This window comes from Nitrospirota bacterium (genome assembly GCA_016180645.1).
Classification (GTDB): domain Bacteria; phylum JACPQY01; class JACPQY01; order JACPQY01; family JACPQY01; genus JACPAV01.
Genome location: JACPAV010000015.1, coordinates 1 through 23,188 on the forward strand (window position 1 = coordinate 1; position 23,188 = coordinate 23,188).

General features: G+C 58.9%; 18 protein-coding genes. 14 read left to right on the top strand and 4 right to left on the bottom strand.

The window, feature by feature from the left end; translation table 11 throughout:
• The first annotated feature begins 889 nt into the window (after positions 1-889).
• The 11 genes from HYT87_10005 to HYT87_10055 all read left to right on the top strand — a co-directional run bounded on the left by HYT87_10005 (position 890) and on the right by HYT87_10055 (position 13,967).
• Entirely contained in the window at positions 890-1,645 is a 756-nt protein-coding gene (locus tag HYT87_10005; protein MBI2060092.1) for a methyltransferase domain-containing protein, read from the top strand.
• A 231-nt stretch (positions 1,646-1,876) separates the two neighbouring features.
• Positions 1,877-3,943 carry a hypothetical protein gene (locus HYT87_10010; GenBank protein ID MBI2060093.1) on the top strand — a complete coding sequence of 689 codons (2,067 nt, stop codon included), beginning with the start codon at positions 1,877-1,879 and terminating at the stop codon, positions 3,941-3,943.
• A gap of 153 nt (positions 3,944-4,096) precedes the next feature.
• Positions 4,097-4,486: a HEPN domain-containing protein gene (locus tag HYT87_10015; GenBank protein ID MBI2060094.1), complete on the top strand. Its 390-nt coding sequence runs from the start codon at positions 4,097-4,099 to the stop codon at positions 4,484-4,486.
• Entirely contained in the window at positions 4,422-4,793 is a 372-nt protein-coding gene (locus HYT87_10020; GenBank protein MBI2060095.1) for a nucleotidyltransferase domain-containing protein, read from the top strand. Before HYT87_10015 ends, HYT87_10020 begins: the two co-directional genes overlap by 65 nt.
• Before the next feature lie 18 nt (positions 4,794-4,811).
• On the top strand, positions 4,812-5,567 hold the full coding sequence (locus HYT87_10025) for a class I SAM-dependent methyltransferase (GenBank protein ID MBI2060096.1): 756 nt from the start codon (positions 4,812-4,814) through the stop codon (positions 5,565-5,567).
• Positions 5,564-6,895 carry a glycosyltransferase family 39 protein gene (locus HYT87_10030; protein ID MBI2060097.1) on the top strand — a complete coding sequence of 444 codons (1,332 nt, stop codon included), beginning with the start codon at positions 5,564-5,566 and terminating at the stop codon, positions 6,893-6,895. Before HYT87_10025 ends, HYT87_10030 begins: the two co-directional genes overlap by 4 nt.
• Positions 6,892-7,872 (top strand): polysaccharide deacetylase family protein, encoded by a 981-nt coding sequence (locus HYT87_10035; GenBank protein ID MBI2060098.1) that lies wholly within the window; start codon positions 6,892-6,894, stop codon positions 7,870-7,872. The genes HYT87_10030 and HYT87_10035 overlap by 4 nt, the downstream gene beginning before the upstream one ends.
• A gap of 124 nt (positions 7,873-7,996) precedes the next feature.
• The gene (locus HYT87_10040) at positions 7,997-8,734 is read left to right on the top strand and encodes a hypothetical protein (GenBank protein ID MBI2060099.1); all 738 of its coding nucleotides are present in this window, start codon (positions 7,997-7,999) and stop codon (positions 8,732-8,734) included.
• A gap of 2 nt (positions 8,735-8,736) precedes the next feature.
• Positions 8,737-10,938 (top strand): glycosyltransferase, encoded by a 2,202-nt coding sequence (locus HYT87_10045; GenBank protein ID MBI2060100.1) that lies wholly within the window; start codon positions 8,737-8,739, stop codon positions 10,936-10,938.
• The gene (locus HYT87_10050; protein MBI2060101.1) at positions 10,919-12,325 is read left to right on the top strand and encodes a glycosyltransferase; all 1,407 of its coding nucleotides are present in this window, start codon (positions 10,919-10,921) and stop codon (positions 12,323-12,325) included. Before HYT87_10045 ends, HYT87_10050 begins: the two co-directional genes overlap by 20 nt.
• A complete protein-coding gene (locus tag HYT87_10055) occupies positions 12,318-13,967 on the top strand; it encodes a hypothetical protein (GenBank protein ID MBI2060102.1) in 1,650 nt (549 codons plus the stop codon). The genes HYT87_10050 and HYT87_10055 overlap by 8 nt, the downstream gene beginning before the upstream one ends.
• Here the strand turns inward: HYT87_10055 and HYT87_10060 are convergent.
• The 4 genes from HYT87_10060 to HYT87_10075 all read right to left on the bottom strand — a co-directional run bounded on the left by HYT87_10060 (position 13,946) and on the right by HYT87_10075 (position 18,452).
• Positions 13,946-15,193, bottom strand: a complete 1,248-nt coding sequence (locus tag HYT87_10060; protein MBI2060103.1) for a hypothetical protein — start codon at positions 15,191-15,193, stop codon at positions 13,946-13,948. The two genes, HYT87_10055 and HYT87_10060, sit on opposite strands and share 22 nt — an antisense overlap.
• Before the next feature lie 96 nt (positions 15,194-15,289).
• Positions 15,290-16,795, bottom strand: a complete 1,506-nt coding sequence (locus tag HYT87_10065) for a glycosyltransferase family 4 protein (GenBank protein ID MBI2060104.1) — start codon at positions 16,793-16,795, stop codon at positions 15,290-15,292.
• Positions 16,792-17,622 carry a hydroxymethylpyrimidine/phosphomethylpyrimidine kinase gene (locus tag HYT87_10070; protein ID MBI2060105.1) on the bottom strand — a complete coding sequence of 277 codons (831 nt, stop codon included), beginning with the start codon at positions 17,620-17,622 and terminating at the stop codon, positions 16,792-16,794. The genes HYT87_10065 and HYT87_10070 overlap by 4 nt, the downstream gene beginning before the upstream one ends.
• Positions 17,592-18,452: a phosphatidate cytidylyltransferase gene (locus tag HYT87_10075; GenBank protein MBI2060106.1), complete on the bottom strand. Its 861-nt coding sequence runs from the start codon at positions 18,450-18,452 to the stop codon at positions 17,592-17,594. The genes HYT87_10070 and HYT87_10075 overlap by 31 nt, the downstream gene beginning before the upstream one ends.
• Positions 18,453-18,532: 80 nt before the next feature.
• On the opposite strand from HYT87_10075, the gene HYT87_10080 reads away from it, so the two are divergent.
• The 3 genes from HYT87_10080 to HYT87_10090 all read left to right on the top strand — a co-directional run bounded on the left by HYT87_10080 (position 18,533) and on the right by HYT87_10090 (position 23,153).
• Positions 18,533-19,999 (top strand): glutamate--tRNA ligase, encoded by a 1,467-nt coding sequence (locus HYT87_10080; GenBank protein MBI2060107.1) that lies wholly within the window; start codon positions 18,533-18,535, stop codon positions 19,997-19,999.
• Positions 20,000-20,082: 83 nt separating this feature from the next.
• Positions 20,083-20,757 carry a DNA repair protein RadC gene (gene radC / locus HYT87_10085; protein ID MBI2060108.1) on the top strand — a complete coding sequence of 225 codons (675 nt, stop codon included), beginning with the start codon at positions 20,083-20,085 and terminating at the stop codon, positions 20,755-20,757.
• 2 nt (positions 20,758-20,759) lie between these two features.
• Complete coding sequence (locus HYT87_10090) at positions 20,760-23,153, top strand: DEAD/DEAH box helicase family protein (GenBank protein ID MBI2060109.1); 2,394 nt, start codon at positions 20,760-20,762, stop codon at positions 23,151-23,153.
• Positions 23,154-23,188: the final 35 nt, after the last annotated feature.

Here is a 23,188-nt window from a genome sequence, read left to right on the forward strand (position 1 = left end):
TCAGACCCTCCCGACAAGAGGGAGCATCTGAAGATGCTCCCCTACGAATCGCTTGAGCGGTGTCTGAAGATACCTTCCCATCCGAGCGAGATTCTGAGCATGGAAAAATGGCAAAAGTCGAGCTAAGAGGGAAGTGAACATTTCGGCCGCCGTGTGCCATAATGACAGGCGCCATGGAGCGGAAAACGATTTGGAGAAAATCAGGGCCTGACTGGGAATCATACATTACGGCTTGGAGAGAACGGTTCCGGAGGCGGGCCATCGAAAACGAGAAACATCGGAAAGCCACACTGGGCTCGGCGCGGGCCATCGCAAGACATCTCGCCCGCCATCGGGCGGTCAAATAGGCCCGAAGGCAGTGGCCCGATGACGATTCGCTTCCAAGAATGGATGCGTCAGCCTCATGCTGACGTCAACCGTCACATCATCGGTATCGGTCATGAATCTGCCCCCTGAAGGCCGTTTCTCACCCCGGAAAGACCGGAGTTTAGGGCGACTCTGGACATGGAGGAACCCAGTACCATGTTGCTCAAGTTCTTGAGCAGTTCTTTCATCAGTTGGTGCACGGCAACATGGTACATACGCCCCGCCTCCATTCAGAATTTCGGGATGAGAGCGGGTCTACCGTACCGCGCATTCGCGGGTATCCGCTCAAAGACTTTCTCAACGCGGTACTAGGGTGAACATCCCAGGGAAGCAAGTGACGGCGCTTCATCTGAAGGGAGGCAATGACTTCGATGACATGAGGGTAGACATAGCCGGGAGTCACCGCCGTCTGGATCACTTGGCTCTCGAACCCAAGAGCATCAAGAGGTCGAGACTCCGAAATATCATCCGGCTTCGCCTCACACGAATATTGATGCGGCTTCGGATCTACGAGCTCCTGGTCGTGAGCGGGATCGTCCATAGGTGGTTTGACGATTTTTCGCGCTATTGGTCGAACGTGCTGCACGGGAGGCCCTTCTGGAGCGTTCTCGATTTTTTCCTGCTGCTTCACGACTATAGAAAACGTCAACAACATGTCGCGCCTCTCGAATGGGGTGATCCTGCGCGACACCTCGCGAACTGGCAACACCCCAGTCAGATCTACGCCACGCTGCACGGCGTAAGGCACTTGGCACTGCATCCGGTAGAGTGCCTGGAGCTTTGGCACAGGGTAGCCCCGGGCACACGCATTCTGGAATATGGTTGCTCGTTCGCGCCCTTCTACTCCTGCTATATTGAATTCTTCTCTCATTTGGATTGCCATTGGGTCCTCGCCGATATTCCAGGGTTTCCATTTCACTATGCAAAATATCTCTACAGAAATGATGCTCAGGTCGATTTCATTACGATTAACGAAGGCGATTTTCAAAATCCGTTGGGGGGGGGTGATTTTGACGTCATCATTCTGACAACGGTCCTCGAGCATTTGGACAATCCCCTCTTCGTCTCAAGATACTTGCTGAAGAAATTGAAACCGGGGGGATTGTTCATTTTCGACTATATCAAGTCGGATGGGATTGGGCTCGATCATCCCAAGGCTCTCGAGCTTAGAGAGGATTGTCTGAACGCAATTCTTGAGGAGACACGAATTGTTTTCGGAAGGATCGACGATATCAACAAGAGTGTGGGCTTATGCATTGCTGAGAAGAACAAACACTGACACGACGTGGGTCGCTCTTGTCGGAGAACTTCGCGGCCGGGGTTGGGACGGACATCGCCGGAAGTGATATGCTCTGGAGCATGGTCGAGTTGCAAGCGCGAGGGATCATGCCATATCTCCGCATGGGGGTGATGAAACGCACGACATCGAATACACCTTGGAAGGTTTCGCTCACGAGCCGCGAACGGCAGGACTGAAAGTCCAGCACCGCGAAATCCAATGGGGTGAAACTTGGGTACAAGCGCAATGAGCGAACGGGGTTTGAGCGCAACGGCGACCCCTGCGGAGCCAACGGACAGAGCAGGGAAAGCTCGGATAGAAAGCTCGATTTGGCCGGACCTCTGGCCGGTTTGTATTTTGCTGATCGCCTATTCACTCGTGCTCGCAATAATCACTGGGAATATTGGATTTTTCGGAGATGACTGGTCTGACCTCGGTAGGATTTACCGCCACGACTTTCTTGATGCTTTTGCAAAACAGATGTCCGCATCGCCCCGCCCTGTATACAGCCTTTATATCATCCTGATGTTCAGAACTTTTGGGTTCGACAGCGTCGCGTTCCACTTTGGATCGTTGATCCTCCTAGGCGCCGGAAGCGTGCTCATGGGTTGGGCATTGTTGAATGCCTTTCCATCGAGACGTTCTTTCGCGCGGGCAAGCGTTCTATTCGCTTTTTTGCTTCCCACAATTTCCACGATCACTTACACCAAGCACACCGACCCCGGCCGCCTGTGCAATGTCTTCTTTTGGCTCTCCGTCGTCGGCTTTCAAAAATGGGCGTTGGGCCGTAGGACAGCCGGCGGTCTCATCTTTCCTGTCGTGGCCTATGTTCTTTGCAATCTTGCCTACGAATCGGCCAGCCTGCTTATCGTCGCTGTCCCCTTGTTGGTCTACCCCGTGCTGGTCAGGGGCATCAAGAAAGACCAAGGGAGCTGGAATACGTCTTTCAAATCAGGCAGGGACGCTCTGGGTTGGGGAACCGTTGGTTGTTTCGCCCTGGGTGTGATCTTGTGGATATCAACTCCTACGCTGGCCACCGAGATCACAGAGTATGTGTATTACAGCGACTCCGGCATCTGGAAATCCATGTTCGATGGACTAGGCACCTGGCCTATTGAACAGTATCAGTGGAAGGGAGAGAAGGTCCTTCGCAATCTAGTCGGCCTCGGCATCTTCCTGCTCATTTTCATCTTCACCATGCAGTGGGCGCGCAGGCTACCGCGAGATTCCGCGCATCACTCCTTGTTGCGGTTGATGTCATCCGGCACCTTGGCATTCGTTCTTCTTCTACTGGCGCGGCTTGTCGGTTTTGGTGGCGGTCATCCTAGCATCAACGGGACTCTGCGCACGGTTGTCCGTTTCTACACAGACCTATCCGCGCCGGCATACTTTCTTGCAGCGCCTTTCCTGGATATCCATAAGGGCGATGTCTGGGCGTATACGTTAGGCATTGGAATGTTCGCGCTGAGCTGGATCTTGATGATGGACAAGAGGCGCGGTCATTCAACAGGAGGAAATTACGAAGGGGTCTCGTATGTTCTCCTCATCGGCATCCTCATTTATGTTTTGGGCATGCTGCCCTTCGCGATGGCGAGCTACGGTATCGGGCAAAACTTCTATCTGTCAGGGCGCATATTCACAACTTCCAGTTATGGCCTTGCCATAGTCTTGGGTCTTGGGTCTTGGGCCTTGGGGCAGAAGATCAAGCACCCCCTCACCCATGTGGCCGCTGCGGTTGTTCTGGGCTGTTTCTCGTGCTTTCAGGTGGGGCTGCGGCGAGACTGGCAGGAGGCAACCCGGAAGAACTGTGAGATATGGACCTCTTTCCTGAGCAGCGTTCCGAACATTGCACCGGGAACGACATTGCTTTTCCTTGACCTGGAACATTCGATCGGCAACCGTGCGGTTGTTTTCAGCGGGGCGGGCGCGGTGGTTGATTTTGTCCGCCTCCTCTATGGTCAAACCAACGTCAATGGCTTATTTCTTTATCCTCATCAAGTTGCTCCTCCGGGAACGAAGGAAAGCAGGATGCTAGTATCGCCAAGAGGCATTTTTCATCCAGGATGGGAGTCCCATCCCAGTCCGATTCTTCTCGATAGGCTTTTGATTGCAGAAAGGCGGGGTTCAAGGCTTGTCGTACTCGACCAACTCTCGGCTGAGGAGCGGAAGGCCGATCTCCGTTGGGAAGGCGTCTCTAGTCTTCATTCGAACATGGATCTAATCAGACCTTCGCCTCAACCCGGCGCGGAGAGGCTGCGGGAACTGGGATTCTCCTGCCCTCAGGGGTCCATCTCATGAAATCTTTACGACGAACCGAGCTTGGACGCGCTGCGCGTGAACGGGCGGTCGAAAAGTTCAATCTGTAAGAAGTGGGCGGATGCCCATCGACGGATCTTCCAAGGCCTACCCACTCCGTGTGATCTCCTCCGAGGGATCGTGTAACATTCCCAGATGGGCAACCGCTACAAAGACTGGATGAGGCAGGCCGAAGCGGATCTGGGCCACGCGCGGCATTCTTTGAAGGATGGAGATTTCGAGTGGAGCTGCTTCGCCGCACATCAGGCAGCGGAAAAGGCCCTGAAGGCGCTGTTTTGTATACTGGGAGGCGAGGCGTGGGGCCACACGCTCAAGGATCTGGTTGAACACTTGCCGACGAAGGTGAAGACGCCGTCTACCGTCGTGAAGGCGGCGAAACACCTCGACCGGCACTACATCCCGGCGCGTTATCCCAACGGATACGAGTCCGGCGCCCCCGTGGATTATTACGAAAAGGAGGATGCCCAAGGTGCAATCCAAGAGGCGGAAATCGTCCTTGAATTCTGTCGTCGTCAAGTGGGCTGACCGAGCGGGAGTTGAGCGGGCCGTCCTCGAGTACGCGGCTCGGATTCGACAATCGCATCCGGAGGTCACTCGCATCGTCTGGTTCGGCTCATGGGTAAATGGAATTCCCATGCCCCACAGCGATGTGGACCTCTGCATCATCCTCCGCGATTCGAACAAGTCTTTTCGGGACAGGATTCCGGACTATCTGGGCGGCCGCTTCCCCGGAGGAATGGACCTATTCCCTTACACCGAAGCGGAATTCAGGAAGTTGGAGGCCGGCAGTCCCTCCTTCTACGCCGCCATCCGGTCCGGAAGGGAACTCTGATACTCCAGGACGATCCGGTTGCACATTCTTCGAAATCTCATCCATCGACTGATCCACGCGCTTCCGGCCGCATGGGCGGAACGGATGGCCGTCCGGCTGCTGCGGCGCCTGACTGAAGAAAGGGAGCCTCCGGCCGTCCTTCGCTCCTTGTTCCGGGTGAACCTCGCGTTGGACCGCCTTCAGGACCTGGCCGCGATCGAATATGGGTCGGGCATCCATCCCAAGCACCGGCTCATGAGATACCACGACTTCTTTATTCAGCGAATCAGGGAGGACGATCGCATTCTGGACATCGGGTGCGGCGATGGGACCGTGGACTTCGACATCGTGCAGAAGACCGGGGCGCGCGTGGTCGGACTGGACTCGAATCCGGACAACGTGAGCAAGGCGACGGCGCGATATCAACATGAGCGGCTGGAATTTCGACTCGGAGAAGCGAAGGGCGATCTTCCCGACGGTCCCTTCACGGCGGTTATTCTTTCCAACGTGCTCGAGCACCTTGCCGAGAGGGTGGATTTCCTCAAGCGGCTCTCGGACACGGTCCACCCCAATCGTATTCTGATCCGCGTCCCCTTGTTCGAGCGAGATTGGAGAGTGCCCCTCCGGATGGAACTTCAGCTTGATTGGCGGATGGACGAGACGCACGAGACGGAATACACTCCTGAATCCTTTGTGAAAGAAATCGAGGCGGCGGGGTTGAAGATCGCGCACCACGAAATCCGCTGGGGTGAAATTTGGGCGGAGGTCGAACGACCGGCGCCCGTCCGGGAATGAACAGCACTGTCCAAAAGACCGGACTGGTAGCGGGGATCACCGCCCTGTTCACAATTCCGATCGCATACGCGTCGTATCATCTCTGGGTCCGTAGCGGCCAATTCCTCTTCCATGATCACCTGACCGGGCTTTCCATCGCCCGATCATGGATGGAGGGGAAGGGATTTTTCCTCTCGACGGCCTACTACGAGCCGATCCCACCGCTCTTTCTGGCGGTTTTCCTCCGTTTTTCCGATCTTCAACTCGCCGGCACGGTGCTCCCGTATGTCTTCCTCCATGTATTGACCACCGCGGCGGCGTATTTCCTTGCCCGGCGGTTCTTGGCTCCAACGCCGAGTACGTGGGTCGGTTTTCTGGTCGGTTTCGATCCCGTTCTCACGGCCATTTCCGGCCGAATGTATGCCGAGAATTCATCCGTGCTTCTGACCACGGCGACTTTGTTGGTGCTCGCAAAGACTTACCCTGTGGTGCGGATTCGGCATACCTGTCTGCTGGGAGTCTTGTTCGCGATATGCCTGCTCGCGCGAGTCCAGTCCCTGGCCGTCACCTTCGGGTTGCTTCTCGCTCTGGTCCTGTTTCCCTGGAGGCGCCTTCCCATTGTGCGACGGTGCACCTTGACCGCCCTATTTCTTCTTAGCTGGGGGCTGGCCCTTCTGCCGCTGGCCTACTGGAACCACAGAACAACCGGTGAAGCCCGCATCACTCCTACCAGGACCATGCACACGCTCTGCGGAGGAGCGCTGGCGACACGCTATTCCGCGCAGGAACTTGTTGTCGCCGCCATTTCCCGATTCTCCACCGGTTTGGTGCGGAGAATGCTGGAAGCCGACCGACCGCTCCTGACGCAAGATGCGTATTGTGGGGAGCGATGGGGCCGCTTGCTGGCCGAGGCGAACGGGAACGAGAGCGTTGCGGATCGCGCCATGGGGAAGGAGGTTATCGGGTTGATTCGGGAGGCTCCATTGAAGTACATGCTTTGGATCGCCCTCTCCCCCATACCGTTCCTTGCTTTCGAGCACGAGGCCATCAACTACCTACGGCCGGGTTTGGACCGATACCTCCCTGTTAGGGTCATCGACGCCCTAAGCCTGGGACTGTGGCTGTACTCGATTTCAATCGTGGCCTTCGCACTGATCGGGACATGGATTCTCGTCAAACGGAGGAACCCCACAGGCATGATTCTGGCGCTGGTGACGTGGGTGTATCTGGCTGTCCACGCCCCCTCCACCGGCCAATACCGGTTCGCCGCAACCGTGATCCCTGCTCTCATTGTGCTGGCCGTGATAGGGGCCTCCGGGAAGCTGACCGTCGCGGAGGCCGGTCGTTGAAGAGCCGTTTGGTCGCCCTGCTCGATGACGTCGACGCCGCGCTCTCCGGAGCCTACCTTCGTGCCTTCGGGGAGCGGGCGGCCCTGCTGACGTTCCTGTTCCACGGAATCTTTCGCAATGAAAAAGAGATGAAAGAGAACCTCGTGGATCCCCAGCAAGGCACTACCCTGGAACATTTTCGGGATTTCATCGACTATTTTCTCAGCAGGGGATACAGCTTCGTGGGAGAAAAGAATTTGGCCGAAGCGCCACTGCCATCCGGAAAGCTCGCGCTGATCACGCTGGACGACGGATACTTCAGCAGCCGCCACGCGCAGGACCCCATGAATGAATTCAAAGTCCCGGCTATTTTCTACCTGGCCACGGGGTTCGTCGAGGAAAACCGCTGCTTCTGGTGGGATGTCGTCTACCGCGAGCGGATTCGAAGAGGATCGTCCCTTTCGACCATCAGACAAGAACAGGCCCAGCTCAAGGAGTCCTCTCCGGAGAAGATCAGGATTTATTTATCGGAGCAATTCGGGGAAAAAGCGTCCCATCCGATCGGCGAAATCGACCGTCCTCTTACCCCCCGAGAAGTACGCTCCATGGCCGACGACCCTCTCGTGGCCTTCGGGAACCACACGCGTGACCACGCCATCCTCACCCGGTTGCTTTCCGACCAGGCTGAGCACCAGATCCGGATCGCGCAGGAGCAAATCGAGCAGTGGACCGGAAGAGCACCCCAATCCGTTTCATACCCCAACGGCGACTACTCGCAAGAACACATCGCCCTCGCCCGAAAATTGGGCTTCCGGTTTGGGCTGACCGTGGAGCCGAGAAAGAACTACCTTCCGCTGGACGAAAGCAACCATAATCGGATGAAGCTGGGCCGGTTCTACTTTTTCGGCGGGCAACGGATGCGCGCGTCTTGGGATCTCATGCGCTCCGAATTCAGGCTGCGAACCTTCCTGCGAAAGGCCAAGGACCGACTTGGGTAGCCGACTCTGCATTGTCTGCCTCATCCGGTGGGGGACGCCCCTCATCTTTTTCGCCAACCGGCTGCACAGAGCACATGGACTTTCTCTCGTGGTGGTGGAATCCCCGCCGCCACCTGATACATCCGTGGCAAGACGGCTAGCCGCACTCGGACGGCGGGTCCGAGATGAAGGTCCGGCTGCCGCGATAAGAATCCTCCGGTCGAAGTGGTCCCACCACCAGATTGAAAAACAGCATGACCAGGACTACCATCGCTACTTCGGCATCCTCGGCCGGCAGCTCAACCCCGGCATTCCCCTGTTAAGGACCGAAGACATCAATTCACCGGAAGTGCGCGATCGCTTGAAAAAGATCCGTCCGTCGCTGCTCGTCGATCACGGCACATCCATCGTCAAACCTCACATCCTGCGCACGGCCCGATTGGCGCTTAACGTCCACTGGGGACTCTCGCCCTACTACCGAGGAACGCATTGCACGGAGTGGGCGGTATTGAACGGCGATCTTCACAATATCGGCGTCACGATCCATCGATTGGCCGACACAGTCGACGGGGGTGACATTGTCGCGCAGGAGAGAGCCTTTGTCCGGCTGACCGATACGGCCCACTCGATCGACATGCAACTGACACGCAAGGGATCCAAGATCATGTCAAAGGCGATCGATGCGATGCAAAAAGGCCGCACGCTGCATTTTGTGAAGCAGGACCTCACCCGGGGGCGGCTCTACCTCAACAGGGAGTGGACTCCACGTCATGAGGATCGGGTACGTGCTTTGGAACGCAACGGAGGAATCGGCCGCATGCTTCGGATTCCGATGACGGGTCGAAAGCTCCCGATTGTTTCATTTCGGTCTCTTCCCCGATGACCATGCCCCTCGTCACCGTGCTCATGGGCGTCCACAACGGGGAGAAATTCCTGGTTGAATCCATCGAAAGCCTGTTCCGGCAAACCTTATCCGACTTCGAGATCGTCATTGTGGATGACGGGTCGACGGATTCCACACCCCGCCTCCTGGAAACGCTGGCGCGGCAGGATGATCGTGTGAAACTTTTGCAAAACAGCCGCAAGATGGGTTTGGCCGCGTCGCTCAATAAGGGACTGTCCGTCGCGCGGGGCGAATTCGTAGCCCGGCAGGATGTCGACGATCTCTCCCTCCCCGAGAGAATCGGCGTCCAGGTGTCCTATTTGAAAAGTCACCCCGAGATCGGAGTGGCAGGATGCGACCACTACTTGATCGATGAAACGGGCGCCATTCTCGAATTGGTCCGGCCATTCAGGACCGACACGGAAATCCGCTGGGGAATGTTGTTTGCCAATACGATGAGCCATCCAACGGTCATGTACAGGCGACACTTGGCGCCGGTCGGGGCGCCCTTCTACAACGAAGCCGTCCGATACTGCGATGATTATGAGCTCTGGTTCCGCCTGCTCCGAAAAACAAGATTCGCCAACGTTTCCGTTCCACTCTGCCTCTGCCGGGTGCATTGCGGCCAACTCTCGGAATTTCATGCCCGGGGGGGGGGGAGGAATCTCGAAGCCGCAGGAGTGGCCCTGGCCGCCTGGCAGGAACTCGTCCCCGGGTCGAACGTCACCCGGGAAGACCTCTCGACGATCAGGCGATGGCATGGACACCTGCCCCGCAGGCTTGCCCCCCGTGACCGCCCCCGGGCGGAGATCATGCTCCGGGCGTTCGAGAGTTTCCTCCACCGTGAAACCGTTGATCCCGACGCGGCCGCGGGAATCAGAGAGAAATGGATTACGCCCCTTGTTGGCCTCATGTGCCGCGGGGAGACCCTGCCGCATCCATCGAATGGGTTGCCGTGTCAGGAGGATCCCTGGTCTCGCACTCTCAGGGTTCGCCGACTCCGTCAAATGGCACGGGACCGACTTGGGCGCGTCAAGCGACATGTCCTCGGGCGGCTGGGGGCGGGGACTCCGTCACGGCCCATTCTCGGCTACCGCGCGGCCTGCGCAGGCTCGCCGGGCCGGAGGGCACTGATGACGTTTCTGACGGAGCCTTTTCGGCAAAGCCCGGAGCAGGTTCGCGCCTCCAGCCACACTTTCACCGTTCAGGCCCTTGAAATCGCGCGGGCGTTTAACCGGCTGGGTTACAGTGTGGACGTGGCCGACTGGCTGGATGGGACTTTCGTCCCTCAAGTCCCATACGACGCCTACTTCGGCATGCACGTCAATTTTGAGCGCATGCTGCCATACCTCCCGCCTCGATGCGTCAAGATCTATTACGGCACGGGGGAGTACTGGGCCGATGAAAAAGCAGCCATTCAGGAGCGTGCCCGTGGCTTGATGTCCAGACGGGGAATATTGATTCCCCATCGGATACCGCTCGATTTTAACACCTGGGTGGAGCAAGCCGATGCGGTCGTGGTCCTCGGAAATGAAACGACCTCTTCGGGCTACCGATCGCACCACCCCCACGTACACCTACTCGACAACAATACGATTGTGGAGAGAGAATCCAGTCTCTCGGAGAAGAACTTTCACGCGGCCCGAAAACATTTCCTCATGCTCTGCGGCAATGGCCTTCTGAGGCGCGGGGTTGATCTCGCCCTTGAAGCATTTGCGGCCCAACCCGAACACCATCTGTGGGTGTGCGGCATGTTTCAAGTCGATCACGATATCCCGTTTGTCAAGGCATTCAGAAGGGAACTTTTCCACACGCCCAACATCCATCCGGTTGGATGGGTGGACATACATTCTGAAACATTCTTGGAACTGACCCGCCGTTGCGCGTTCGTTCTCTATCCTACCGCCACCGAAGGAATTTCCGGCGCGGTGCTTTCGGCCATGGGGAAGGGGCTTATTCCCATTGTCAGCCCCAAGACGGGCGTGGATGTGAATCCCTTCGGAATCGTGATGAACGAATGCAGCGTGGCGGAGATCGAAGAACAAGTGCGGACCCTGGCGGGCACCGATCCCGAACGACTTCGTGACCGCGCCCGTGAGGCGCATGAAAGGGCGCACACCCGCTACTCTTTGGCCTCGTTCAGGAAGAACATTGAATCGATCTTGAAAACCATACTCGCGCGCCATGGGCAAACGACCGGATAGGTCTCTACGCATCCTCTCGTTAAGCCCGGAAGATGGCCGGGGGGGGGCGGAGCAGATAGCCCTCCTGCTCCACAGGGCGTACAAGGCTGAGGGCTATGATGCCCGGCTTGCCGTAGGGCGCAAAACCTCCTCCGCGGAAGATACTCTCGCCCTGCCCCACGATCCATATCGCACGCCGTGGGCGCGATTTCTGCTCCACGCAGCCGCGCGAATGAGGCGCGTCAACGGGGCTGGGGGATTCCCACGCCGCGCCGTAAAGGCGATGGCGGAACCGATCCGGACCGCGCGTATGCTCCTGGGACATGAAGATTTCCAGTATCCGGCATCGGGCGGCCTGCTTGATCTTTTTCCCGACAGGCCCTCCATCCTTCACGCGCACAATTTACACGGCAGCTACTTCGACCTGAGGGCGCTTCCCTTACTCTCGTCACGCATCCCCACTGTGGTCACGCTCCACGACGCCTGGCTCCTAAGCGGACATTGCGCCCACTCGTTCGACTGTGAACGATGGAAGACGGGTTGCGGGAAATGTCCGGACCTCAACATCTATCCCTCCATCCGCCGCGATGCCACGGCCTACAACTGGCGGCGCAAGAGCAGGCTATTCGAGACATGTCGATTGTTCGTTGCAACCCCCTGCCGGTGGCTGATGGATAAAGTTGAACATTCCATGCTTCAGCAGGCGGTTGCCGAAAAACTCGTCATCCCGAATGGGATCGATCTGGACGTCTTCCGTCCGGGAGACAAACAGCAGGCCAGACACGTGCTGGGACTGAGCCGGGACGCCGTCATCGTGCTCTACACGGGGCGCGGAATCCGCGACAGCGTTTGGAGGGACTATGCGATGCTGGTCGAATCGCTTCGAGCCTTCTCCGGCAGGCACGAAAAAGATGTCCTGTTTCTTGCCGTCGGCGAAGAACGTCCCGATGAGTCGGTGGGACGCATACGGATGCGATTCCCGCCCTTTGAACCCGACCCGGTGAAGCTGGTCCACTACTATCGGGCGGCGGATGTCTACGTGCAACCGAGTCGGGCCGACACCTTCCCGACCTCCGTGCTTGAGGCGTTGGCTTGCGGCACCCCGGTCATCGCAACGGCCGTGGGTGGAATCCCCGAACAGGTCAGATCGCTAGGGGTCGGATCGAACCCATCGAATCTGAAACTGAACACCCAGAACTCCGCCACCGGCATTTTGACGGAAAAGAACGATGCGGAAGCGTTCGCCGGTGCGATGAACACATTGGTTGGGAACCGGGAGCTGCGCCTGGCACTCTCGGAGAACGCCCACCGGGATGCGGCCGATCGATTCGACATCCGAAAACAGGCCGGGGCCTACGTAACATGGTTCAGAGAAATTCTCTCTTCGCCACACGCCGGGCATGAATAAGCCCGATAGCAAATTCACCGGGGTGGTGGCCCTTGCGGGCGGGCTCCTTCTTTATGCGCCGGTCATGGGCTATCTTGCCGCCGGCAACTACGCCGGTGAGGAGGCCAAGGATCTCATCTTCGTCCGGGGCGTCCTGCTGGGGAAAGGAATCTATCGGGAGATGGACTGGATGTACGGACCCCTCTACCCGCACCTCATGGCATTTTTCTTCAAGGTGACGGGGCTCCCTCTCGAGGTTCTGACACTTCGGTACCTGGCGGTCGCCTCGGGGTGCATCGGTTTCATCGGGGCGTACCTCATCGCGAGGCGTTTCCTGCGGCCCGCCTGGAGCAGCCTTGCCGCCTTCATGAGTTGCACGGTCTTCCTTCCTCCCAGCTACACCTACAATCATCATTGGGCCGCGGCGGCCGCGCTGCTCGGTCTGGGGGTTCTTATGGGTCAGATGGAATTCCCCCGGCGCTCCCGAGTGGTTCTTCTTGCCCTGACCACCTGCGCAGCGCTCCTGTCCAAGCCGCTCCCCATCGGGGTAGCCCTGATGGGCGTCATCCTCGTTGTTCTCCTCCGGCTGGGAATTCGGGGGAAGGGCGCGCATCGACTACGGGCGCCGGCCGAGTTCACCCTGGTCGTTCTGGCCCTGACGGGCGCCGTCTACTCACTCTTCTTCGCGCGCGAGGGTTTCCACAGGGTTCTCGAAAGAATGTATCCGGTCACGGTCGAAGGTGAGAACCTTTCCTTCCACCTCGTCACGCCATTCCTGCATCCGGAGCGAATCCTGCAAGCCTGGGGTTGGATTCTGGAAGGACCCTGGTCCGGAGCGGGGAGTCTGGTGGCCTTCGACCATGTATCCTACACCCTCGATTTTCTTGCGGTTCTCGCGGGGGCAGGGGCCGCTTTACAGCTCCACCGTGAAGGACGCCGCGGACCCTCACGGTTCATGGCCGTGCTTGCCCTGGCGGCCTACGCCATCGATTCAGAGGTGATCGCTTTTGGAAGGGAACTGCTTTTCAGCGGGGTGCGCGCTCCCGCCATTCTTCTCCTTGTCGTCCTCGCTTTTCGCTTCGCGGGCGTGGGATACTCTGATTCAAGAGAGCGGCATGGGCGACGGTGGGGGCGGATTGGGGTTTCGGCCGCGCTGGTCGGAATCACGCAACTACGGTGGGTTCTTCTGCGCGCCATCCCCATGTTTGCCGCTCTCGTCGCGCCCCACACGGCCGGACCGTTGCCGAGCCGATTCTCCGCCGAAATCGACATACCGGGGTTTCGCGGTATTCGCGTCATGCCGGAAACGAAAGCGCACTTCGACGCCGTGGCACTGGAGGTCGAACGGCGCCTTACGGCGGGAAGAACCGCCGCTTCGTGGGGTGTGCCGGGCCTGGTCACTTTCTTGATTGGAGACAGAAATATCCTCTGGCTGGGAGTGAACAACCCTTCGCCGGGAGTGCTGCCGGGTCTCGAATCCGGGGCGCGGCCCGACGATGTCTTTCTCCAGGAAATCCTGCCTTTGTCGACTCCCGGAGGGTGCGGTCACGACCTCTGGCCGCGACGTTCGGAGCTGGGATACAGGATGGTTGACGAGCAGTGTGGGAAGGTGTCGCGCACTTACTTCAGTCTTTTTGCGGCCTACGAACGGGCCGCGCCCTGAGCCGAGCCTTCGGGCTCCCCCTTGGTTCGTGACGCAAAGTCGTCGCGGCCTGACTTTCGAATCGATCCTGCGAACCAACATGCAGCATAGGCCGCGAGCGCAATCCAAAGAACGTGGATCGGCACTCGGGTCCGGTCCAGGGACGTGAAAGCTACCATGGGAGCGGCGTAGCCCAGGAACATGAGGAGAAGCCAAAGCGGCGATCTCCCTGATGCCGGATCGCGAAGAAGAATTCCGTAACCGACCGCGGCCAGAATGAGCAGGGCCAAAAGGGGAATCGTGTAGGAGATGTTTTCGAGCGGACTCTGGATCATTGCGCCGTCCCGTTTCACGTCGAAGATTTTCGCTATTTTCATGGCCACCGCTTCAGCCAGGAGACCCGGGTAGTTACGGACGAAGCGAGAGACTCTCATCTTGTGGAATTCATTGCCGGCCAACGGCCCCGTACGCTCTTCGGGAGGTATGTCGTCCGACATGGCCGATTCTGTCGTCCATCGCTCCGGCCCGTACCCGATAAGGGCGTCCCTCACCAAGCGATGGTAGTTGCTATCCAGGTTTTCCCACATGCTCCCGCTCCAAGGGAGGGAGGTTCTCGCGATGACGGTGTTGTGAACGAGCAGGAGTAGAATCGGAAAGATGACGGTCGCTATCCTGTGTCGCCATGAAACCTTTCGGGCCAGAGCTACGAATGCTCCGGCAAGGTAGTAGTCGGGCCGGGTTAAGAGGAGAAGCCATCCGGCAACGCTGGAGGCGGCCGACCATCGCCACGGCCGCTCCACCACCCCCAGCACGGTGATCAGGTGAACGAGGACGAGGATGACCGGAATCAACGTGTGCCACCACGTCGCGGAAAGCATGAGAAGCGGGGGCAGGAAGACGGCCATCCAAGCGGCAAGAGCCGGGGCACCCCGGGCCGACGGTGGAAGGAGCCGTTGAGCCAGGAGAAGGATCAGCAGCGGTATCATCGCACCCACAACGCACAGCAGAATCCTGTAACGCTTCTCGCTCAGGCCCGAAATCCGGAACAGGGTTGCATTTGCGTATTGATTTCCAAAACCGTGGGCGGTGGTGTGATGCGGAATCCAATCTGGAACGACACCCTCATCCAAGTGGATATAGTAGTTCCTCGGGTTGGAGGTCAACGTTCCAGAAAGCGCCGAGACGCCGATCCGAAGAGCGAACCCCACCAGGAAGAGCGCGCACAGTTGAACGGCCTGCCTTTTCATTGTCGGGCGAGAGTCGGTGGTGCCATAGCGCCAATCTATATCAGGAAACCGGGAGGGCAGGCCAGTTCTGTTTCGCTGACTCCACAGGGGGTCGGCTCAGAATTTCGGTGGTGAGACGGCGCGCCGCTTGGATTCGAAGTCGCTCAGAAGTCCTCTGAGGCGGCGAGCCGCAAATGGGAAGCGCCATTCGATGATCGTCTTGAGCCGGTTCAAGTAGTCCTGCGCGTCCTCCCACTTGCCTCTGCGGATGAGTTCCTCAGACACTTCGGCGTAGAGATCCAGCTGATAGGGCGAACGGGTGAGACTGTGCTCGATCATCTGCATGTACTGGGCGAGATCGTTCGACTGTTTTGCGAGTGCCGCGCGTGCGTTGGCTACAAAGAGGCTCGTGGGGAAGAATCCGTGGGCCTTGGTGAGGGCCTTCCTGGCAGTGACCGAATCCCCCACGGCCGCTGCGGCGACGCCCTGGAAGAGGCTCGTCGCGAAACATTCGAAGGATGTATCCAACTCCTTCAACGTCTCCGCAGCGGGAGCGTGGCGGCCGCTGAAATGATCGTCCATGGCGGAGGCAAAGGCGGTTTCATAGAGGACGGGATCGCAGCGGACAGGTGGGGAGGCCAGGACTTCCAAGTAGAGTTCGGAGTGCTTCTGAACGGCCTCCGCGATTCCGAATCGCTCGGTCGCACGTTCTCGCGCCTGGCGCCGCATCTTCTGGAAACGGTCCGGATCTGATCGGCGCATCTCAAGAGCCGCATCGACGCATCGGACGGCCTCGTCGAGCGAGTCTTGACGGAGGAAGAAACCGTTCTTGCCCTCTTCGATGATTTCCAAGATGCCACCCACGCCGGTGGCCATCGGCACTGTGCCTTGGGCCATCGCTTCGATGACGACCAGGCCCAGACCTTCTTCCCATGGGAAATGGACGAGGAAATCAGACTCGCGGAGGGCCCCATTAACATCCGGTGTGAACTCCACGCATCTCAAGTTCGGCGGTCCGGATACAACGTGGCCCAGGATCAGGCCCTCCACGTTCGGCGCGTGCAGCCGCGGCAGAATGTCGGCCAGGGAAAAAAGGAACTTCTCGGGCCGACCGATTTGGATCAGCTGGACGCGATCTGTCAGGGACCGTTCCAGGGGCTCGGCCGGGATGGGGGCCGCGTTGTAGATGACCCGACAGCGATCGGGGTCGGGCTGAAGGTCGAGGATGTCGTTCGAAACGCAGACCGAGTGCAAGTCCGGGAAGAAGGCCTTTCCGAGTTGAGTGGTTTGGAGGGATTCGACGATACGGGGACAGGCGGCGCGGGCGGCAAAATAGACGAGCAGATTCACGGGGGAGTCCTGGACGTGGATGAGGTCGCAATCCTCCATGAGATCGACGAGGGAAGAAAACGGCTTGGCAGGGTCAGGGTGGTGGAGGGGGATGCCTGCTTTGGGCAGAGTTTCTTCGAGAAGCGCGCAGGGCTTGACCGTAATGACGTGGGGATCGAATCGATTGCGATCCAGATGAGTGGCAAGGTTCAGGACGGTCTTGACGATGCCGTCCGCGGCGCGACCGCCGGAAGTCAGATAGGCGATGGTGCGCCGGGGGGAGGATGAATTCACGCGAAAAGCCGTACGCCGTTTGTGACGACGGTCTTGGAAAAACGCGTTCGGACGAATTCGATTGCTCGCGGAATGGCGCGGTCCGGTGGGAGTCCACGAGCGATGAAGGCCGCCACGGCGCTGGCCAGCGTGCAGCCCGATCCTCGGACCTCATAGGGACGCGGCCGGCGATTCTCATGCTCGACGTACTGGCTGCCGTTGAAGTGGAGGTCGATTTTGGACCGTCGACTCGCAGGGAGCTTCAGGAGGATGTGGGCGGCCCCCAAGCGGTGGAGAAGGAGAGCCGCCCCCTCCGCTTCGCTTCGAGGACGGCGAGAGGACCGGTCATGGAATGCCGGCGCCGCTACTCGGGGCCCCGTCCGCGCCCGACGGTTCTCCGGAGTCACCAGCGATCTCGCCTCCGCCAGATTCGGCGTGAGAACGGTGGCTTGGCGGATCAATCGCGGGTAGGCGGCGACGGCGTCCCGCGTCGCCAATTTCAATCCGCCCTTGGATTCGAGGACGGGATCGAGAACCACCGCAACCGGTTTGTGCCGATCGATCCAGGCGGCCAGCGCCTCGATGTTGGCTCGGCTGTACACCATGCCGATCTTGAGGACGAACGGCCCTTTGGAATGGGACGCCGAATTGAGCTGATCGAGTACCACGTGGCTCGACACCGGCTCGACGCGCCCCCGCCCGGAGGCGTCTTGCGTAGTGAGTGCTGCAACCACACCCGAGGCGTGGACCTTCAGATCACGTAGCGTCCTGAGGTCCCGAATCAGCCCCCCTCCACCCGAGGGGTCCCAGCCGGCGACTACGACGACGTGATGGACCACCAATCCCATGCCTCGATGAAATAGTATGCCAGTGGCCCAGTGAAAACGAGACTGTCCAGCCGGTCGAGAACTCCTCCATGCCCGGGAAAGAACGCGCCTGCATCTTTGACCTGTGCGGATCGTTTGAGTTGGGATTCCGCGAGATCTCCCAGCATGCCGGAGACGTGAACGATGAGGGCGATACATACGAAGGGAGCAACGGACGTTTGGACTTGAAATGCCCATCGCATGATGAGCGCCGTGGCGAGGGAGGCGATAGCCCCGCCGACGGCTCCTTCCCACGTCTTCTTCGGGCTGATGCCGGGGGCGAGTTGGTGCTCGCCGAAATACTTGCCGCCGAAGTAGGAGCCGGTGTCGTTAAGGAAAGTCACCCCGACGACGAGCATGAGAAAGATGAATCCATCCGTGATCGGCAGCGGCGTGAGATCAAAGGACATTTGTTTTTGTCGAAGGAAATAGAAGTGGCTCATGAGGAGGACCACATAGCCCTGGGGAAACAGCGTGCCCGCGATGCGCTGGAGGGCGGTTTCCTGATACGGACCGAGAATCGTGCTCAGCACGAGCAGGATCGAAAGGATGGCGATGAACATGGCGGCCCCTTCGAGGCCATACGTGTACGCGACCAGGTTGAGACCGAGCGCGGCGACTACCCCGATGCCCTTGAAGGCGGGGATGCCCTTCTTCTCCTGAAGGTTGAAGAATTCGAGCACGCCGAACATGGTGACGGGGGCGATCAGCAGGATGAGGCTCCACGTTCCCTGCCAGAAGGCGAAAATGAGGTAGGGCACGGCGACCACGGCCGTGAGGAGGCGCTTCGTCAACTCGGACATGCCCGCCATGCCGGAACCTATGCCACAAAGCCGAAGGGACTGCACTCTTTTCTTGCACGCTTCCCGCTGCCTGATACACTCGTGCGGCTGTGAATATCCGAACTCGATTCGCTCCCAGTCCGACGGGGTTCCTCCACATCGGAGGCGCCCGGACGGCCCTTTATAGTTGGCTGTTCGCGCGAAAGCATGGGGGAAAGTTCGTCCTTCGCATTGAGGATACGGACCGCGAGCGAAGCAAGCCGGAGTTTGAGCATGACATCATTGAGAGCCTCAAATGGCTCGGGCTCGATTGGGACGAGGGGCCGTTCCGCCAAACGGAGCGGTTCGATGTGTATCGTGAGTTTGCGAAAAAGCTGGAGCAGGCCGGTGCGTTGTACCGCTGCACCTGCTCCGCGGCTGAACTGGACGAGCGGCGCAAGCAGGCCATGAAAGAAGGACGGCCGCCGCAGTATGACGGCCGGTGCCGGTCTCGAACCGATCAGACCGACAAACCGTACGCGCTCCGGTTCAAGATGCCGAAAGAGGGAGAGACCGTCGTCAAAGATCTTGTGCTCGGAGAGGTGCGGTTTGCCAACAGGGAGCTTGAAGACCTGATCATCCTGAGAAGCAACGGTATCCCAACGTACAATTTCACCGTGGTGGTGGATGACGCCGAGCACGGGATATCCCACGTGATCCGAGGAAACGATCATCTCAACAACACTCCGAAGCAGATCCACATGTTCAAGGCGCTCGGGCTGGAATCGCCGCAATTCGCCCATCTTCCGTTGATCCTGGGCACCGATCGTTCCCGGTTGTCGAAACGGCACGGGGCGGTTTCGGTTACGGCTTACAAGGAGGAGGGTTTTCTTCCCGAACCGTTCCTGAATTTTCTGGCGCGGATCGGCTGGTCGCACGGCGATCAGGAAGAATTCACTCTGGAAGAGCTGAAGGAGAAGTTCGGCTTGGATGGAGTGGGAAAGACATCGGGAGCGTTCAACGAGGACAAGTTGATCTGGCTCAACTCCCAGTACATCAACCGGATGAACGGCTCCGTGGAGGGTAAAGAGAAGTTGCGAGCCGCCCTCCAGCCCTTTCTCGCCAAGGCGGTGGGGGAGGCGGGCAATCCGGCCGGAATCCCCGGAGATCAGGCGGCTTGGTGGACGCAGGCGCTTGGAGCCTTCGGTCAGAGAGCGGATACGCTGAAAGTCTTGGCCGACAGCATGGCGTTCCTCTTCCAGGAAGAAGTCCGGTGGGACGACAAGGCGAAGAAGAAGTTCCTTCAGCCGGGGGTGCTGGAGGTACTTGAGCGGCTATGCCGAAAATTGGATGAGATGGAATCCTTTTCCGACCTTGCGTTGTTGGAATCGCTCTTCAAAGGCATCTGTTCGGACAACGACCCGCCGCTTCAGATGGGCCAGCTTGCACAACCGGTCCGCGTGGCCCTCACGGGAAAATCCGTCAGCCCCGGCATCTTCGACGTCCTCCAGCTTCTCGGCAAGGAGAAATCCCTGGCCCGCCTCCGCGCCGCCCTCTCCGAAATCCGCGCGGGCGTTGCCGACCGCTCACTTGAATAGAGAGTCCGGCTCTGCGTTTGCAATTGGAGGCCTGTGAAACGCTGGTATAATGCCCCCCAGCCAAAATGGGAGCATCATCCAGTGTGGGCCATAGAAAGCGTCTTCGCCAACGCTTCCTCCGTGTCGGTTTGGCGGGCCTCGCCGACTATGAGTTGCTTGAACTGGTGCTCACCTTTGCGATTCCCCGACGGGATGTGAAGCCGACCGCGAAGGAGTTGCTTCACCGGTTCGGATCGCTGAAGTCCGTTCTCGACGCATCACCCGATCAATTGGCGGGAATAGAGGGAGTCGGTTCCAGAACCGGAGACTACCTTCAGGTGCTTCGCGCCGCGATGCGCCGCTACCACGAGCTTGGAGTGGCGGAGAGCAAAGTGCTCAATTCGCCCAAGGCGGTACTTGAGCTTTGCCGGTCAAGCCTCGAAGCGGAAAAGAACGAAGTGTTTGAGGTCATCTATGTGTCTTCCAAGAATCGCTACCTTGGCACCGAACGATTTTCCGAGGGAACCATCGATCGGGCCACCGTCCACCCAAGGAGGATCTTGGAGAGCGCCTTTTCGAGAAAGGCCGCTGCCCTGATCCTGGTCCACAACCACCCGTCCGGCGATCCGGCGCCCTCCGAGGCGGACAAGCGGTTGACGAAAGCGGTCCTCGATGCGGCTGAGCCGATCGGATTGACCGTTCACGATCACCTCATTATCGGGAACGGACGCCATTTCAGTTTCCGCTCGGAAGGTCTTCTCGCGGAGATGCGCGGATGAGCATGAGAGCCGTCGATTCGGAGGCCGACACCTGCCGGAAATACATCGTCCCGAAACTTCACGACGCCGGATGGAACGACGATCTGATCAACGAACAGAGGACGATCACGGACGGGCGAATTGTGGTCGCGGGCGACAAGGTGCGGCGGAAGAAGTCGGGTCGGGTCGATTATCTCCTCCGCATTGCGCGTGATTTCTCAATGGCCGTCGTTGAGGCCAAAGCATCCTACAAAAAGCCGGCGGACGGTCTTCAGCAGGCGAAGGACTACGCCCAAATGCTGGGTCTGAAGTTCGCCTTTTCCAGCAATGGACTGGGCATCGTTGAATTCGATTTCCTCACGGGCCAGATCGCGGAGCGGGCCGACTTCCCCTCGCCGACGGAACTGTGGACCCGACTGCGCAAGAGTCAGGGGCCGACGGACGACGCAGCCGCAACGCGGCTTCTAACTCCCGGATCGCGCGTTCAAGGCAAGCAGCCCCGATACTACCAGGAGATCGCGGTGAATCGGGTAGTGCAGGCGATGCTCCAAGGCCAACGTCGGGTCCTTCTCACCATGGCGACCGGCACGGGAAAAACCTTCGTGGCCTTCCAGATCATTTGGAAACTCTGGAACAGTCGATGGAATGCGCGGGGCGATCACCGAAAGCCGAGGGTCCTGTATCTCGCGGATCGGAATTTCCTCGTGGATGTGCCCAAAGACCGGGAGTTCGCGGTGTTCGAGGATGCTCGACACAAGATTGAATCGGGACAGATCGTGAAATCCCGGGAAATCTACTTTGCGATCTACCAAGCCATCGCCCAAGACGAGCGTCGATCGGGACTATACAAGGAATTCACGCGAGATTTCTTCGACCTGATCGTGGTTGACGAGTGCCACCGGGGCAGCGCAAAGGACGAAAGCAACTGGCGCGATATTCTTGAGCACTTCCAGCCGGCTTATCAGCTTGGAATGACCGCCACTCCGCTCCGGGACGACAACGTGGACACGTATGGATATTTCGAAAATCCGGTCTACACCTACAGCCTCAAACAGGGGATCGAGGACGGCTTTCTCGCCCCGTACAAGGTTCGACGCATCGTGACCACGGCGGACGCGGTCGGCTGGCGTCCCAAGCCCGGAGAGATCGACCGGGATGGTCGCCCGATCCCGGACCAAGTCTACCAGACCCCGGAATTCGATAGGCTCCTGGCTCTGAAGCCCCGAACGGAGGCCATCGCCCGCCATCTCACGGATCACCTCCGGCAGACCAATCGATACGACAAGACCATCGTGTTCTGTGTCGACCAGGAGCACGCGCTGGAAATGATGAAGGCACTGACCAATCTGAACGCCGATTTGGCGCAAAGGCACGCGGACTACGTTGTGCGAATTACGTCCGACGAGGAGGAAATCGGGCGGGGGCACCTGGATCGATTCAGCGACGTGGAGAAGACAACCCCCGTGATCGTTACCACTTCCAAATTACTCACCACGGGCGTGGACGTTCCGACGTGCAAGAACATCGTTATCGCCCGGGTCGTGAATTCCATGACCGAGTTCAAGCAAATCATCGGTCGGGGCACGCGGGTGCGGGACGACTATGGGAAGTACTACTTCACGATTCTTGACTATACGGGGAGCGCGACGCGGCTGTTTGCCGACCCGGTTTTCGACGGTGAGCCGGCGCTGCTGACTGAAGAAGGGATCGATGGGCAGGGTCGGGTTACATCCCCGCCGCGTGAGCCGGAACCGGCAGAAGAGTACGAATCCCGCGAATCACAAGATGAATTCGTGGATGACTCCCCAACCGACTGCTCCTTTCCGGGACCGGCCGGAGGGGAAAGGCGCAAGTTCCATGTGGACCAGGGTTATGTTGAGATCGCAGCCGATGTGGCCTACGAGATGGACGAGCATGGAAATCAACTGAAGGCGACCAAGTACACCGACTACACGATGGAGCAGGTGAGGTCGATGTTTTCCAGCGCGGCGGAGCTTCGAAGCAAGTGGACCCGCGCGGAGGAGCGGTCGCGGATCATCGACGCGCTGGCGGAGCGCGGAATCACAATCGAACGTCTGGCCGAGGTCGCGGGTCAGCACGACGCCGACCCGTTCGATCTGCTATGCAACGTAGCTTACAGCCTTCCACTCCGAAGTCGACGTGAGCGAGCGGAACAAGTGCGCAAAGGGAATACGGACTTCCTGGGTCGATACACTAAGGAAGCGAGAGAGATACTGAACCTGCTTCTGGACAAGTACATTGAGCACGGGGTAGCAGAATTCAGAATCCCGGACATCTTGAAAGTCTCGCCCCTTTCGAGCCATGGCAACATCATCGAAATCGCGGCGCGATTTGGGGGGACCGACAAACTCCGCGAGGCGGTGGCCGAACTCCAGTCGCTCCTCTACGCCGCCTGAGAAGAGTAATGCACACACCTTACATCTTGTGAAAG